Source organism: Neisseria sp. P0007.S010 (genome assembly GCF_051962875.1).
GTDB lineage: Bacteria > Pseudomonadota > Gammaproteobacteria > Burkholderiales > Neisseriaceae > Neisseria > Neisseria subflava_A.
On sequence record NZ_JBQCUX010000002.1, the window covers coordinates 128482 to 141942 of the forward strand.

The following is a 13461-nucleotide window of genomic DNA, read 5'->3' on the forward strand; positions in this document are numbered from 1 at the left end:
GGCCGTCTGAAAATAGAGATTGATTTTCAGACGGCCTGCAATTTGTATTTATGATATAGACGGCATTATTCTTTTGATAAAATATTGCGCAGCCATCGGGCGGCAGGTGCGATTTCTCCGGCAAGCATACCGGTTTCGATTTGGCTGCTGTGTTTGATGACATCGGCTGCCGCTCCGTGCAGCCATACGCCTGCGCAGGCGGCTTGGAATACCGGAATGCCTTGTGCCAGTAGGCTGCCGATAATGCCGCTCAAGACATCGCCGCTGCCGGCGGTGGCCAAACCGGCATTGCCGCTGGTGTTGGTATAGGTCATGCCGTCAGTTGCGGCAACTAATGTATGATGGCCTTTCAATACGACAGTCGCGCCATATTTTTGGCTGATTTCGGTTACGGCTTTGGGTCTGTCGGCTTGAACTGATTGGGTATTGGTACCGAGTAGGCGGGCGGCTTCGGCCGGATGGGGTGTCAGGACGATATGTTTGTACGATTTGAGGCGTTCGGCCAATTCGGAAGAGTGGGCAAGCAGTGTCAAAGCATCGGCATCGAGCAATAAAGGCTGGTCGTGGTGTGTAGACAGGATTTGGGGCAGCAGCTGCTCTGATAATCCGTCCAAGCCAAAGCCACAACCGATTACGCGTGCGCTGACATCGTTGCGCTCCATTAGTTGGGTCGCAGTGGCGAGCATGATTTCAGGGCGTTCGGGAATGATGGCAAAAGGCAGCGTGGCTTGGTTGAAGCCCGCCCAAACCTTGCCGCACCCTTGATACATGGCGGCTGTGGCTGCCAAAACCACCGCGCCGCTCATTCCCGTTGCGCCGCCGATAATGGCAAGCGTGCCGTATGTGCCTTTGTGCGATTCTTGGGCGCGGGGGCGGAATACGTCGGGAAATGCTAAGGCCGTCTGAAAAGCTTGAAACGATTCGGGAAGCGTGTAGATGGGCTGCATGGCGTAATCTTCCAAGATAAGAAATTTAATTTTAAATCAGAAAGTAAAAGGTAATGAAGCAAAAAATAAAAGTTTGGGACGCACCTACGCGCCTGTTCCATTGGCTCTTGGTGTTATTGATGGGTTTTATGTGGTACAGCGCAACCCAAGGCGGCGATATGCTGGTATGGCACTTGCGTGGCGGCTTGTTAATGCTGGCGTTGGTGGTTTTCCGCTTGTGCTGGGGAATTTGGGGTAGTGATACGGCAAAATTCAGCCGATTTGTGCGCCCGTTTTCCGAAATCCGCCGCTATACGCAAGGTCAGATGTCTGAACACGAATTGGTCGGTCACAATCCTTTGGGCGCGCTGATGGTCATCGCTTTATTGGCCGCCTTGGTTTTTCAGACGGCCACAGGCTTATTTGCCGCCGATGAAAATACATTTACCAATTCCGGCTTTTTTAATCATTTGGTCAGCGAACACGCCGGTACGCTGGCGCGAAAAATCCATGTCAATTTCTTTAATGTCTTAGCTGTTTTGGCGGGCGTACATATTGCGGCTGTTTTGCTGTATCGCTTTGTGAAAAAACAGGATTTGATTACGCCGATGATTAACGGCTTTAAAACCATCGATGCCAAGCAGCCTAAATTGGCCGGAATGGGACAACTGTTTGCCGCTTTGTCGGTGGCGATTGTTTTAGTGTGCGCAGTATGGATGTTGCGCGGTTGATGTTTTAAGGCTGATACCTAAAACAAACCGACCCCGATAGCTGAAATGGCTGTCGGGGTCGGTTTATTTTTAGGGTTTAAAAGATGATGTTCAGACGGCCTTAACGCAGCGCAAGATGCTGTGGCCGCGGCCGATGCCGTCTGAAACTTCCGCTACTTTCAATCCGGCTTTTTCGACGCAACGGATTAGGTCTTCGGAGTGGAAGATTTTGCTGTTGCCGTTGGCCATGGCAGTGAAATACAGGCTGGTCATGGTCAGGCAGTAGGCGGCGGTTTCGTAGCGTTGTCTGTCCCAGAAAGGCTCCATGATGTAGAGGCTGGTGTTTTCGCTCATGGATGCAGCGGCGCGTTGAAGAATGCTGGTGGCTTGTTCCTCGGTGAAACAGTCTAGGAATTGGCTCATCCAAATCGCGTCAAAACCGGTTGGGAACGGAATCTCAGGATCAAGCAGGTTGGCCGGATGGGCGTGGATACGGTCCGCGCCGTTTTTGCCTTTAGTCGCTTCGCGCATCAAGCCGATTTGTTGCGGCAGATCCATGATGGTTACTTCGACTTCGGCATTGTGGTTGACACATTGCTCCGCCCAGCGGCCGGTATTGCCGCCGACATCAAGCAGTTTTTTAACCGGCTTGGCGAACACGGTGTTCAGTGCTTCGGCGAAGGAGTTGTCGGAATAATAATGGTCGAATGCAAACCATTTTTCCTGCGCGATGCTTGGCAATGAAGACAGGCCTTCGTAAATGGTCGGCCAGTCGCCGAATACTTTCAGGCCTTCGGGTTTGCCCGTTTGCAGGGTTTTTTCCAAGTCAAACATGCCTTGGTAGCAGATTTCTTGCGTGAAATCCATATTGACGCGGGCCATTTTGTCTTTGAGGACAAACCAACCGGCCTTGCTGATGAAATAGCGGTTGTCGCGAGTCAAGACAGTGCCGATAGACAGTGAAGCTTCCAGCAGGACTTGTGCCGCGTAGTTGCTGATTTTCGCTTTTTCAGCAATTTCGGCTTGAGTGAGGCCGTCTGGATGGTCGTTCAGCAAGTCCAGAATGCCAAATTTCACCATCAGGCGGGAAACTTGGAACACAATCGGTGCAAAAGCGATTTCTTGAGCCAGACGTTGAGCCTCGCCTGCGGACTGGTGTTCGTAAGAATAGCGTTGTTCTAGGGCAGGGAAGAGTTGCATATTGTTGGTTTTCCACTAAAAAGTTAATAAGTATATTCAGACGGCCTCAAACACAATCCGTCCTGATGCACACGGATGCTCTCCGTTGTTGATTTTAAAACTCAGTTTATTTTTACCTTCATCGTATTTCAGCTCCACCGACACTTCATCGTGAGGACGGATAAACTGCTGATATTTTAGATTTTCGATGCGGATAACGCGCTGTTTACTCCATGGCTTGGGCGCGATCAGGTTGCGCACCCACTGCAGCTCGACCACGCCGGGAACCAGCGGGAAGGTGGCAAAATGGCCGCCGAAATAAACCAAATCCAAAGGCACGCGCCCGATAAAGGTTTCGGTATTGGTTTCATCGTCAGATGATGTTTTTGACCAAACGGGCGATGTCTGGGCGACGGTAAAGGCCGTCTGAAAATCCGCCGCAGCGATTTTGGCTTGGGCGTTGCGTGGCAGGCTGTCGGTAAAACGCCAGTAACGCGGCAGGGCGATGGTGTCCTGCGTGGCGGCCAGATGGCGTTTGAGCGTATCGGCAACCGCAGCGCGGCCTTTCTCACGCAAGGCGGCGATACCGTCTGCGTTCAATGCCGCCCATATGGCAATGCGTTGGTGTTGCGGATGACGGCCGCAGTGGGCGTCGGCAATCCAAGGGTGTTGTAAAAGTTCGTGTTCGATTTGGGTCAGCGACACGCGTTTGTCCTCAAATTTAATAATGCGGTCTTGGCGACCGAGTAACAGAAAACCGTCATCTTGCGGCTCGATCAAATCGGCGGTTTGGCGGCGTTCGGGCGACCAAGGCGAAGAAGCCCAAAGTGCGCCTTCTTCGTTTTGCCCGATTTCCACGCCTTCGAAAGGCTGCCATTCTTGGCGTTCGCAACGTGAGGCAATCACGCCGGTTTCGGTACTGCCATAAACTTCAAACGGGCGGACGGCAGCCTGTTGCAGCAAATCCGCCGTGGCAGAAGGAAGCGCGCCGCCGGCCGAGACAATGCCCGCAATTTTATGGCCGATACTTTGCCAGTTGCGGTTTTCACCCAAGCGGTTGAGTACGGCCGGACTGGCAATCCAAACCACTTTATCGTGTGCGGCCGTGCTGGAAAGCAGGTTTTCCGGATAAACCGCCTGCTGTCGCTCCATAGTCCAACCCATTGTCAGCGCGAGTGCGAAGCGGAACGTGAAGCCGTAAAGGTGTTGCGGAATCACGCTGCCGATCACGGTTTCACCGTGCTGTCCAAATGGCAGCGTATTTGCCAAAGTCAGGGCTTCTGCCTGCATTTGAGCGGCGGTTTTCACAATAATCTGCGCTTCGCCGCTGGATCCTGATGTTTTCAGCCATGCTTCGGCATGGTCGGGAATCAGATGGTTTTCAGGATAGGTGCTCAGTCCTTCCGATTCTGTTTGAGTCAATACATCAGGCAAGTGCCAAATGTTCAGGCCGTCTGAAGACAGCTTTTTATCTGTTGAATCCGTTAAAAACGTTTCTGCCGTTTTTCCCCACTCCAAATTGTCTTGCGCCAAATTGGGCAATAATAAAACCTTTCCGCCAGAATGCCACACTGCCAACACGGCACAGGCAAACAGCGCGGCATCGTCAAACCACAACGCGGCAGTTTGCACGCCTGCTTGTTTCAGACGGCCTGACAGATGGAAAACCGCACGGTTGAAATCAGCACGCGTCCAATTCGGATGCGTGGCGATAAGGTCGTGTTGGGGTAGGTCGGGGGATAGGATTTGGGTTAGGTGCATGATGGTTCAAAGGTTTTATAATTTTGATGTATTTGCCTTGGTATCTTCTTTGAATTGGGCCAAGCATTCATCGTATTGTTTGTTTGTTGTTTGGCGTACCAATTCGTAATTATTTGCCTGCCACTCTTCCAATGAATGGCTTTCACTTCTTTTGAAGCAATGGAGTAAGCGATCGGTTTTGCCGTTTTGTCCGTCTACAAAAAGGCTGACTTCATTGTTCAGAAAGAATCGGTCTCTTTTATTGAATTTTTCATAAACCAAATAGAAACGGCCCGGTTGGACAAATAGTTTTTTATTGGCGCTATTGCCTTTAAATGACCGTTTTGCCGCCCAATCGCGAACTTTTGGGGAGAATTGTTCAAAAACAGGATTCGCAAAATTCGGTTTGATGGGCTTCCCGCTTAAACTGTGTTTGCCCAGCAGGTCGGGGCCTTCATATCCAATATGATTGCTGTTGCGGGCAAGAATCAGTAATGCAAAAGTTGCTGTAAATACGGCTGTTTGTGCAGCCCTTGCTTTTACCGTATTGGATTTCCGAATAATCATCAAATTCATGCTGCTGGTTGTAGTATCGTCAGAATACCTATTGTGTATTCGGTCAATGACGGTCAGGTTTCCCGAGCGCGTTTTGATGGTGTGGCTGGCAACTTCCGTATAATTTTTCTTGTATTCGGCTTCTGCCTTTTCTTCAGGGGATAAAGGCGTTTTAGACGTCGAAGAACATGCGGTAAATGTGAAGGAAATCAGGGTGAGTAGGATGATTTTTTTCATTATGGTTATTCGTCTAATTGATGAAATATTTTTAATGGTTTAAACCTTCAAAACCAATTTCCGATAAATCCACTCTCCGGCAAATAAGATTCCCATTAACACATACGACACGATGCCTGTATAAGCCGCCCACCAATCGTAATATTGCAAGCCTGCCAAAATGGCGGCGGTTGCGCCGTTGAAGATAAAGAACGCGCACCAGATTTGCGTAACACGACGGGTATGCAGCACACCTTCGGGTGGCAGGTCAGGGTGTTGCAGTCGGGCGAGGCGTTCGATGACGGTTTGTTTGGCAAATAGGCTGCCACCGAAAACGGCAAGCATCAGCGCGTTGACGGCGACGGGATACCAATACATCGAGTCAGGCCGTCTGAAAACCAGTACCGCCGCAAAAAAGGCGGCAAGGATAATTGCCGTAATGCGTTGGGCTGTGGTTTGCGGCATGGCGGCGCGTATCAGCCATAACACACACATGGCCGCGGCAAGCCAGAAAAATGCGCCGTTTTCTCTGCCGTAATACCATAGGAGCGGATAGGCGAGGCTGGCAAGGGTCAGTAGGAGTTTTCCTAGTATTTTCATGGTTGCGATTGATTTTCAGACGGCCTTGCGGATTGACAAGGCCGTCTGAAAATATGCTGATTCAAAGCGGAATCAGGAATCTTGTTGTACTTTCAAAACCGCTTGAACCACGTCTTCTACGGTACGCACATTGCGGAAGTCTTCGGCTTGCAGTTTGCGGCCGGTTTCGCGTTTAATGTGGTCGATAAGGTCGATGGCGTCGATGCTGTCGATTTCCAAATCTTCGTAGAGGTTGGTTTCGGGTTTGATACGTTCCGGTTCGATTTCAAACAGGTTAACCAGTGCATCGGTCAGCAGGGTGCGTACTTCTTGTTCGGTCATCTTGTCTCTCCCTTATGCTTGGCGGCTCTTGACGAACTCGGCCAGTGTTTTGACGTTGGCGAAGTTTTCGCGCAGGTTGTCGTTTTCACCGTCGAGCTGGAAGCCGAAGGTTTTTTGTACGGCCAAACCAAGTTCCAATGCATCAACCGAATCCAGACCCAGACCGTCGTCGCCGAAAAGCGGATCTTCGCTGCCGATGTCGGCAACGGTAATGTCTTCCAAGCCCAAGCTGTCGATGATTAATTGTTTGATTTGGTTTTCTAAATTGCTCATGTGGTTTTCCTTGTGAAATAGTCTTGCAGGTATTCGTTTAAACGGCGGGCGGCGATGGGCAGGGGTTTTTCTGCCAGCCATTCTTCCGGCAGGATGTCGTCGCCGACGGTAATTTCATAATGAATTTTTTGTGGCGGGATTTTGTACCACGGTTGCCCCTTTTTAAAATTGGGCGGCGTCATCTTGATGCACACGGGCGTGATGACTGATGCGCTGCGCAAACCGAGCGATACGGCGCCTCGGTGCATTTTAACCTGTCCGTCCCAACCTGTGCGCGTGCCCTCGGGGAAAATCAGCAGACTTTGCCCGCTTTTGAACACGGCGTCAATTTCTTCCAGCATTTCCATGCTTTCATCGTTGGGGATATAGCCGGAAGCGATAATCTGGCTTTTCATGCTGGGGTTGTGCAGCAGGTCTTTTTTTACCAGTACGTTTGGCTCGGAATAGTGGCTGATCAGTAAGACGACATCCAAAAGTGAGGGATGGTTGGCAAGAATGAGCTGGCCGGGTCTGCCGAGTTTTTCCAAGCCGTTGAAGCGGACGCTCAATACGCCCGACCATTGCAGGTAGCCGACGAAGAAACGCCAAACTTTGCCTATCATGCGTCTTGCTTCAAGTTGGCGTTTGATATCGCCTTTGGTCGATTTGAACGTATAGGGCAAAAGTGCGATTTTGAACAATACGCCTGCAACGCCGAAAAGGATAAAGCCGAAGAGTGTGGCAAAAAAGCGACGGAAATAGTCTAAAGTCTTCATGCGTTTTTCTGCCAGTGCCAGTTTCTACCGGCATAGTGTTGCGTGTGTTGTCGGCCGTCTGAAAGCAGGAAGCGTACCCACTCCAAGCTGCTCCAATAGGACTCGACTGTTGTATCTTTAGGGTTTTCAGACGGCCTTGCGGGTGTGGTTTCCAAGCTTAAGGTATAGTCTTCGCCCTTTGTGATTACCAGTGCCAATGCATAGGCAAACGGTGCACGTGTAGCCAAGACGGGATAGTCTTCGGACAATGGATCATCGGCGACAATCACTAAAACGGATGGCGCGCCGTCTTGTAAAAGCGCGAATGCCTCGGTCAGCGCGGTTTCAAAGGAATCGGCGGCAACGGCCAACGCGGTATGCTCGCTCATGTCTTTGCGCAACATCGACCATTGCCCAATCGTTGCGTTGTGAACGGACAGGCCGAATGAGGTCGGCGAGACGGTATGCGTGTTCAAAAGCTCTTGCCACAATTCAAAGCTGCGGTTGCTTTCGCCATCGTGCGAAACGTACACCGGTACACTTTCAGGATATTGGTCGGCCAGATTCCATGCAGCATCACAAACCAAGCGCGCCGCTTTTCCCAAGCGGCGGCGTTGCATAGGCGGCAAAAAGGAGAGCGCGGGTTTGCACTCCGGCAGTGAGGTGGTATCGAGTTTTCCCTGCGCCCAGTCCTGCCATTGCTCCGGCGTACTGATTTTGCTGGAGGAGGCCTGCCATGCGGCGATATTGAAGCTGAAACGGCAAACGTTTTGAGGCATGATGTCTTTCAATGTTTTACATTTTCATACATTGTAATGAAATAGGTTAGTAAAAGCTAGGCTCTGTTATAATGCATATTGTAACGTAATTTATTCCCGGATGACATTTTATGCCTTCAATACCGAGTGCCCCGATTTATGATGTCGCTTCGCTGCTTCCGCACAGCGGACATATGGTGCTTATCGATTGTGTGAAAGAATTTGGCGATGACTACACGGTTTGCCGTGCGCCGGTTGGCGACAAGCATATTTTGCTGCAGGACGGCGTGTTGCCGTCTATGGCTTATATGGAATTGATGGCGCAGGGCATAGGCGCGTTTGCAGGCATTGAGGCTTTAAAGGCCGGAGAGCCTGTCCGTTTGGGTTTTTTATTGGGAACGCGCAAGCTGGATTTGTTTGCTGATTCTGTGCCGGTCGGTACTGAGCTGGAAGTCAGGGCGCATGTGTCCATTCAGGATTTGGGCGGTATGGGCGTATTTGATTGCGAGTTGCGCTGGACGGATGCGCCGGAAGATGTGAAGCATCTGTTGCCGCCGGACGGTTTGCTGGCAAAAGCTTCTTTAAATGTGTACAGTCCGAAAGACGGTCAAATCATTTAAACCGTTTACAAGGCCGTCTGAAAAGACAAAGATTCAGACGGCCTGTCGATATAGTGAGAAAACGTATGAGTGAAACTATTTTAATTACAGGGTCTAATCGCGGTATCGGCAAAGCCGTCGCGCTTGGTTTGGCGCAGGACGGCTTTGATATCGTCGTCCATTGCCGCAGCCGCCGCGATGAAGCGGAAGCTGTCGCGGAAGAAATCCGTGCATTGGGTAGAAATGCGCGCGTGTTGCAGTTTGATGTGTCCGACCGCGAAACCTGCCGTGAAATTCTGACTGCCGACATTGAGGCAAACGGCACATATTACGGCGTGGTGTTGAACGCTGGCCTGACGCGTGACAATGCGTTTCCTGCGTTTACAGATGATGATTGGGACTTGGTGCTGCGTACCAATTTGGACGGTTTTTATAATGTGTTGCACCCTTTGACCATGCCGATGATCCGCCGCCGAAAAGCCGGACGGATTGTGTGCATGGCATCGGTGTCCGGTTTGACGGGCAACCGCGGTCAGGTCAATTACAGCGCGTCCAAAGCGGGCTTGATCGGCGCGGCAAAAGCCTTGGCGGTTGAGTTGGCAAAACGAAAAATTACCGTCAACTGCGTGGCGCCGGGCCTTATCGATACCGATATTATCGATGAGAACGTGCCTGTCGAAGAAATCTTAAAGGCCGTCCCTGCCGCGCGCATGGGATTGCCCGAGGAAGTGGCGCATGCGGTGCGCTTTTTGATGGATGAAAAAGCGGCGTACATTACGCGCCAAGTGATTGCTGTGAACGGAGGTTTGTGTTGAATACCAGAAGAGTCGTAGTAACAGGTATCGGCGGTATTACCGCCTTCGGCCGTGATTGGCAAAGTATTCAGACGGCCTTTAAAGCCGAAAAAAACGCAGTCAAACACATGGACTGGAGCGAACGCTTTCCTGAATTGGAAGCGCAACTGGGTGCACCGATTGAAGGCTATTCCCCTCCAGAGCACTGGACGCGCAAGCAGCTCAGAAGCATGGGGCGCGTATCGCATTTGTGTGTCGATGCGGCGGAACAAGCTTTGACGGATGCAGGCTTGCTGGGTGATGAAAGCATTACAGACGGCCGTATGGGCGTAGCGTGCGGTTCGTCTGTCGGCAGTACCAAAGACATCGGCGATTTGGGCGAGCTCTTGCTGACCGGCACTTCGCGTAATTTCAACGCCAATACTTATGTGCGCATGATGCCGCATACGGCCGCCGCCAATATCGGCATTTTCTTCGGCTTGAAAGGCCGCATTATCCCGACTTCGAGCGCGTGCTCTTCCGGCAGCCAAGGCATTGGTTATGCCTATGAAGCGATTAAGTACGGCCTGATTGATATGATGCTGGCTGGCGGAGGCGAAGAGTTTTGTCCGTCTGAAGTGTATGTTTTCGATTCACTTTATGCCGCCAGCCGCCGCAACGGCGAACCTGAGCTGACCCCGCGCCCTTACGACAACGCTCGAGACGGCTTGGTCATCGGCGAAGGCGCAGGCATTTTCGTATTGGAAGAATTGGAACACGCCCGTGCGCGCGGTGCGAAAATCTATGCCGAGCTTGTCGGCTATGGTGCCAACAGCGACGGCAGCCACGTTACCCAGCCGCAAAAAGAAACCATGCAAAAATGTATGGAGCTTGCGCTGAAAGACGCTGGTATTACGCCTGATAAAGTCGGCTATGTCAGCGGCCACGGCACGGCGACCGAAAAAGGCGATATTGCCGAAACATTGGCTACTGAAGCGGTGTTTGGTTTTATACCGATGAGTTCGCAAAAAAGCTACCTCGGCCATACACTCGGCGCGTGCGGCGCATTGGAAGCCTGGTTTACCATCGAAATGATGAACAATGGTTGGTTTGCGCCGACCGTCAATTTGGAAAACATCGATCCGCGTTGCGGCAAGGTGGATTATATTCAAACGGGCGGACGTGAGATTCAAACCGATTATGTGGTCAGCAATAACTTTGCCTTTGGCGGCGTCAATACTTCGCTGGTGTTCAAACGTTGGCAAGAATAATCATTGCTTGATGTTATGATTAAAGGCCGTCTGAAACTTATCTGGAGTTTCAGACGGCCTTTATTTTATTTAGAGCTTGAGATGCTTGCGAATTTTATTCGTTTGTTTTCTTCTGATTTAAATCCACCAGCCTTGTTCCGGCCAAGAAGTCGTAGAGGAACTGGCGGTCGGGATGGAACAGGGCGAAGCCCCATGGCAGGATGAGCCAAATGAGCGCGGCGCCGAATGCGCCTTTGGGTGGTATATTGAGCAGATGGCGCAATCCGGCGTAGGCAAACAGGGGAATAAAGACAATAAAAATGCTGGCCCAAATAAAGCGTAGGCGCAGCTGCGGCAGGGGCGGCTGGGTATCGTTTTTATCGGCTAAGCCGATTTTCCATGTCTGCATGGCGAGGGTTTGGCCTTTTTTGTGCCAGTTGGCGCGAAAGTAGAGCCACCATGCGTAGAACAAAATCAGACAGGTTGTCAGCATGGACAGGCGCGTGGAAACGGGATTGAGAAAGATGGCGACAATACCGGCTGCAAGGGCGGCAATGCTGGTAACGGCGCCGGTCAGCAGAAGTTCGTAAACCAGTGCGGCGAGGCGGCGTTTGAGTGGGACGGTAGGAAGACGGGTCATAATGCGATGGAAACGGAAATGGGTTTGATGGAAATAAAAACAGGCCGTCTGAAACGGGATAGGATGTTCAGACGGCCTGTTACTGTCGGGATTAGCGATGTGGACGTTTTTGACCGCGTGCCTGTTGGGCAGCCATTTGGTTCATTTCCTGACGGGTCGGACGTTTTTTGAAGATGGCGTGCGCTTCGTCAACAGAACATTTTTGTGACAGGCAAACCAGGGTAATCGCGTCTTTTTGATGTTGGCCGCCGCTGTGGTACATACGGCGCAGGTTGGCTTCGTTGATACGGCCTTTTTCCGGGTCGATGTCGAATTTTTTCAGGCGCTCGAGGAATTGGCGTTGCTGACGGCGTGAAGTCCAAACGAAACCGCCTGCGGCAGCGGCCACGATGATGACGGCCAACAGAATGGCCAGCGGCCATGAATCGACAATCAGAACGATGATGAGGCTTAATACGGCAGTGGTCAGCAGGGCCAGACCGCCGATGCGAAGTTTGGTTTTATTATCCATATGGTTGGTGTTTCCTTGTTTTTTGCTGGAAGAGGCCGTCTGAAATGCGAGGTTCAGACGGCCTGAATTTGAGTTTACGCTATTTTACAGTATTTTCTGTTTTTGGGGCGTATTGCGTGCAAGTTTCTTGACGCGTGGCAACGGTTTCAAGCGGCCAGCGAGGTAACGAGCTGTTTGAACTCGGTCCATGCATCGCCTTCTTCCGCGCCTTTGATGATGCGGTCGATTTTGGCGCAGGTTTTGAGCGCGTCGAGCAGGCGGTTGATGGAAATGCGTTTGACCGCCATCGGTGCAAGGGTCTGCTTGTCGCCCCATAAACGCAGGCTGTTGCGCAGGCTTTGGATGTTTTGTCCCTGCTTGAGTGCGGCAGTCAGGCGGATTAGGGTGCAGATGTCTTCGGCAACCGCCCACAACAGCAAAACCGGCTCTTCGCCTTCTTCTTCCAAACCGTCCAGCAAACGGGAAACGCGCAGGGCGTCGCCTTTCATCCACGCGCCTGCCAGTTGGAATACGTCGAAGCGGGCGACGGTGGCAACTGCGGCTTCTGCGTCGGCAATATTGATTAAATGGCCTTGAGGATGGAGCAGAGCGAGTTTTTCGATTTCCTGACGGGCGGCCAAAAGATTGCCTTCGACGCGCTCGGCAAAAAGGGCGAGTGCTTCGGGTTCGATGTCCAAACCCTGCTGTTTCAGACGGCCTTGTATCCATTGCGGCAAAGCATGTGGCGCAACGGCTTTGGCTTCTAAGACGATGCCTTTGCCTGCCAATGCGGAAAACCATTTGGACTGGATTTGCGCTTTTTCAAGCTTGGGCAGGAGGATGAGCGTAACCGTATCTTCGGGCAGGCGTTCGGCGAAGGTTTGCAGGGCATCACCTCCGTTTTTGCCGGGTTTGCCGTTGGGAATGTGGATTTCCAGCAGTTTCAAATCGGCAAACAAACCTGCGCTGCCGGCACTTTGCAACAGCTCGTTCCAGTCAAAATTGTTTTCGGCAGTATAGACTTCGCGGTTGAGATAACCTTGTTTTTTTGCAGCTGCGCGCAGCGTATCCAAAGCCTCGATGCGCAACAAATCCTCTTCGCCGTGAATAATGTACAACGGTTTGAGCGGCGTATCGGGGCGCAGGCTCTCAATGGGCGCGGCAGCCATTATCGCGCCTTCAGGAAAGTCAGGCGGCGGACGATTTGATCTGCAGCGTCGATGCGCATTTCAGACCAAATGGTTTCTTCCTCTTCCTGTTTACCCAAAACTTCGCTGTCGGCGTAGTCCATGGTGCGGTGAACCTTGACTTCCATCGGTTCGCCAACCGGCTCGCCGTTGCGGAAGGCTTGGGCTTTGACGGTCATGGCCAGCAGGTATTCGTTGATTGCGGCGGCGCGGGTGATGGTGTAGATATCGCGGCGTTTTTGAAAGTCGACAACGCGCAGGGTGATTTGTGATTCGGCTTCGCTAACCGGATGCCCGTCGGCACGGCGTAAGGCATTTTCCAGCGCTTTTTGCATGACGGCTCCGCCTTCTACATGCCAGTTTTGATAAGGCAGCGGCTGAGAAGTCACGCCTGTACCCTTCAGGTGGAAACCGCAAGAGGCAAGTAATAGGGCGAGTGCAGGCAATAGGATTTTTTTCATTGGATATTCCTTCGTTGAAACCGGTTACGGTATCGTCGGATTATAACGA

The 13461-nt window shown here is 51.7% G+C and carries 17 protein-coding genes; 4 read left to right on the plus strand and 13 right to left on the minus strand.

Features of this window, described 5'->3' with window-relative positions; all coding sequences use genetic code 11:
- Positions 1–65 precede the first annotated feature (65 nt).
- Positions 66–947 (minus strand): NAD(P)H-hydrate dehydratase, encoded by an 882-nt coding sequence (locus tag ACTHR7_RS02055; RefSeq protein WP_440370243.1) that lies wholly within the window; start codon positions 945–947, stop codon positions 66–68.
- Positions 948–1000: 53 nt separating this feature from the next.
- On the opposite strand from ACTHR7_RS02055, the gene ACTHR7_RS02060 reads away from it, so the two are divergent.
- Positions 1001–1657 carry a cytochrome b/b6 domain-containing protein gene (locus ACTHR7_RS02060; protein WP_440370244.1) on the plus strand — a complete coding sequence of 219 codons (657 nt, stop codon included), beginning with the start codon at positions 1001–1003 and terminating at the stop codon, positions 1655–1657.
- A gap of 90 nt (positions 1658–1747) precedes the next feature.
- Here ACTHR7_RS02060 and ACTHR7_RS02065 read toward each other — a convergent pair whose 3' ends face one another.
- From ACTHR7_RS02065 to ACTHR7_RS02100, 8 genes are all read right to left on the minus strand, one after another.
- The gene (locus ACTHR7_RS02065; RefSeq protein ID WP_070843207.1) at positions 1748–2836 is read right to left on the minus strand and encodes a methyltransferase; all 1089 of its coding nucleotides are present in this window, start codon (positions 2834–2836) and stop codon (positions 1748–1750) included.
- A gap of 36 nt (positions 2837–2872) precedes the next feature.
- Positions 2873–4576 carry an AMP-binding protein gene (locus ACTHR7_RS02070; protein ID WP_440370245.1) on the minus strand — a complete coding sequence of 568 codons (1704 nt, stop codon included), beginning with the start codon at positions 4574–4576 and terminating at the stop codon, positions 2873–2875.
- A gap of 15 nt (positions 4577–4591) precedes the next feature.
- Positions 4592–5347 carry a hypothetical protein gene (locus tag ACTHR7_RS02075; RefSeq protein WP_107867264.1) on the minus strand — a complete coding sequence of 252 codons (756 nt, stop codon included), beginning with the start codon at positions 5345–5347 and terminating at the stop codon, positions 4592–4594.
- Between the two features lie 39 nt (positions 5348–5386).
- On the minus strand, positions 5387–5926 hold the full coding sequence (locus ACTHR7_RS02080; protein ID WP_107867265.1) for a hypothetical protein: 540 nt from the start codon (positions 5924–5926) through the stop codon (positions 5387–5389).
- A gap of 72 nt (positions 5927–5998) precedes the next feature.
- A complete protein-coding gene (locus ACTHR7_RS02085) occupies positions 5999–6247 on the minus strand; it encodes an acyl carrier protein (protein ID WP_003680823.1) in 249 nt (82 codons plus the stop codon).
- A 12-nt stretch (positions 6248–6259) separates the two neighbouring features.
- Complete coding sequence (locus ACTHR7_RS02090; protein WP_003680822.1) at positions 6260–6520, minus strand: phosphopantetheine-binding protein; 261 nt, start codon at positions 6518–6520, stop codon at positions 6260–6262.
- On the minus strand, positions 6517–7275 hold the full coding sequence (locus ACTHR7_RS02095) for a lysophospholipid acyltransferase family protein (RefSeq protein ID WP_107867266.1): 759 nt from the start codon (positions 7273–7275) through the stop codon (positions 6517–6519). Before ACTHR7_RS02095 ends, ACTHR7_RS02090 begins: the two co-directional genes overlap by 4 nt.
- On the minus strand, positions 7272–8033 hold the full coding sequence (locus ACTHR7_RS02100; RefSeq protein WP_107867267.1) for a beta-ketoacyl synthase chain length factor: 762 nt from the start codon (positions 8031–8033) through the stop codon (positions 7272–7274). The genes ACTHR7_RS02095 and ACTHR7_RS02100 overlap by 4 nt, the downstream gene beginning before the upstream one ends.
- 110 nt (positions 8034–8143) lie before the next feature.
- Here ACTHR7_RS02100 and ACTHR7_RS02105 point away from each other — a divergent pair, with 110 nt between their 5' ends.
- The 3 genes from ACTHR7_RS02105 (at position 8144) to ACTHR7_RS02115 (ending at position 10655) form a co-directional block, all read left to right on the plus strand.
- Entirely contained in the window at positions 8144–8632 is a 489-nt protein-coding gene (locus ACTHR7_RS02105; protein ID WP_049348188.1) for an ApeP family dehydratase, read from the plus strand.
- Positions 8633–8697: 65 nt separating this feature from the next.
- Positions 8698–9426: a 3-oxoacyl-ACP reductase FabG gene (gene fabG / locus ACTHR7_RS02110; protein ID WP_107867268.1), complete on the plus strand. Its 729-nt coding sequence runs from the start codon at positions 8698–8700 to the stop codon at positions 9424–9426.
- A complete protein-coding gene (locus tag ACTHR7_RS02115; protein ID WP_107867269.1) occupies positions 9420–10655 on the plus strand; it encodes a beta-ketoacyl-ACP synthase in 1236 nt (411 codons plus the stop codon). The genes fabG and ACTHR7_RS02115 overlap by 7 nt, the downstream gene beginning before the upstream one ends.
- 94 nt (positions 10656–10749) lie before the next feature.
- On the opposite strand, the gene ACTHR7_RS02120 is transcribed toward ACTHR7_RS02115, so the two are convergent.
- The 4 genes from ACTHR7_RS02120 to ACTHR7_RS02135 all read right to left on the minus strand — a co-directional run bounded on the left by ACTHR7_RS02120 (position 10750) and on the right by ACTHR7_RS02135 (position 13412).
- Complete coding sequence (locus ACTHR7_RS02120; RefSeq protein ID WP_107867270.1) at positions 10750–11274, minus strand: RDD family protein; 525 nt, start codon at positions 11272–11274, stop codon at positions 10750–10752.
- Between the two features lie 91 nt (positions 11275–11365).
- Entirely contained in the window at positions 11366–11785 is a 420-nt protein-coding gene (locus tag ACTHR7_RS02125) for a hypothetical protein (protein ID WP_003746427.1), read from the minus strand.
- 146 nt (positions 11786–11931) lie between these two features.
- Complete coding sequence (holA, locus tag ACTHR7_RS02130) at positions 11932–12933, minus strand: DNA polymerase III subunit delta (RefSeq protein ID WP_107867271.1); 1002 nt, start codon at positions 12931–12933, stop codon at positions 11932–11934.
- Positions 12933–13412 (minus strand): LPS-assembly lipoprotein LptE, encoded by a 480-nt coding sequence (locus ACTHR7_RS02135; protein WP_440370246.1) that lies wholly within the window; start codon positions 13410–13412, stop codon positions 12933–12935. The genes holA and ACTHR7_RS02135 overlap by 1 nt, the downstream gene beginning before the upstream one ends.
- Positions 13413–13461: the final 49 nt, after the last annotated feature.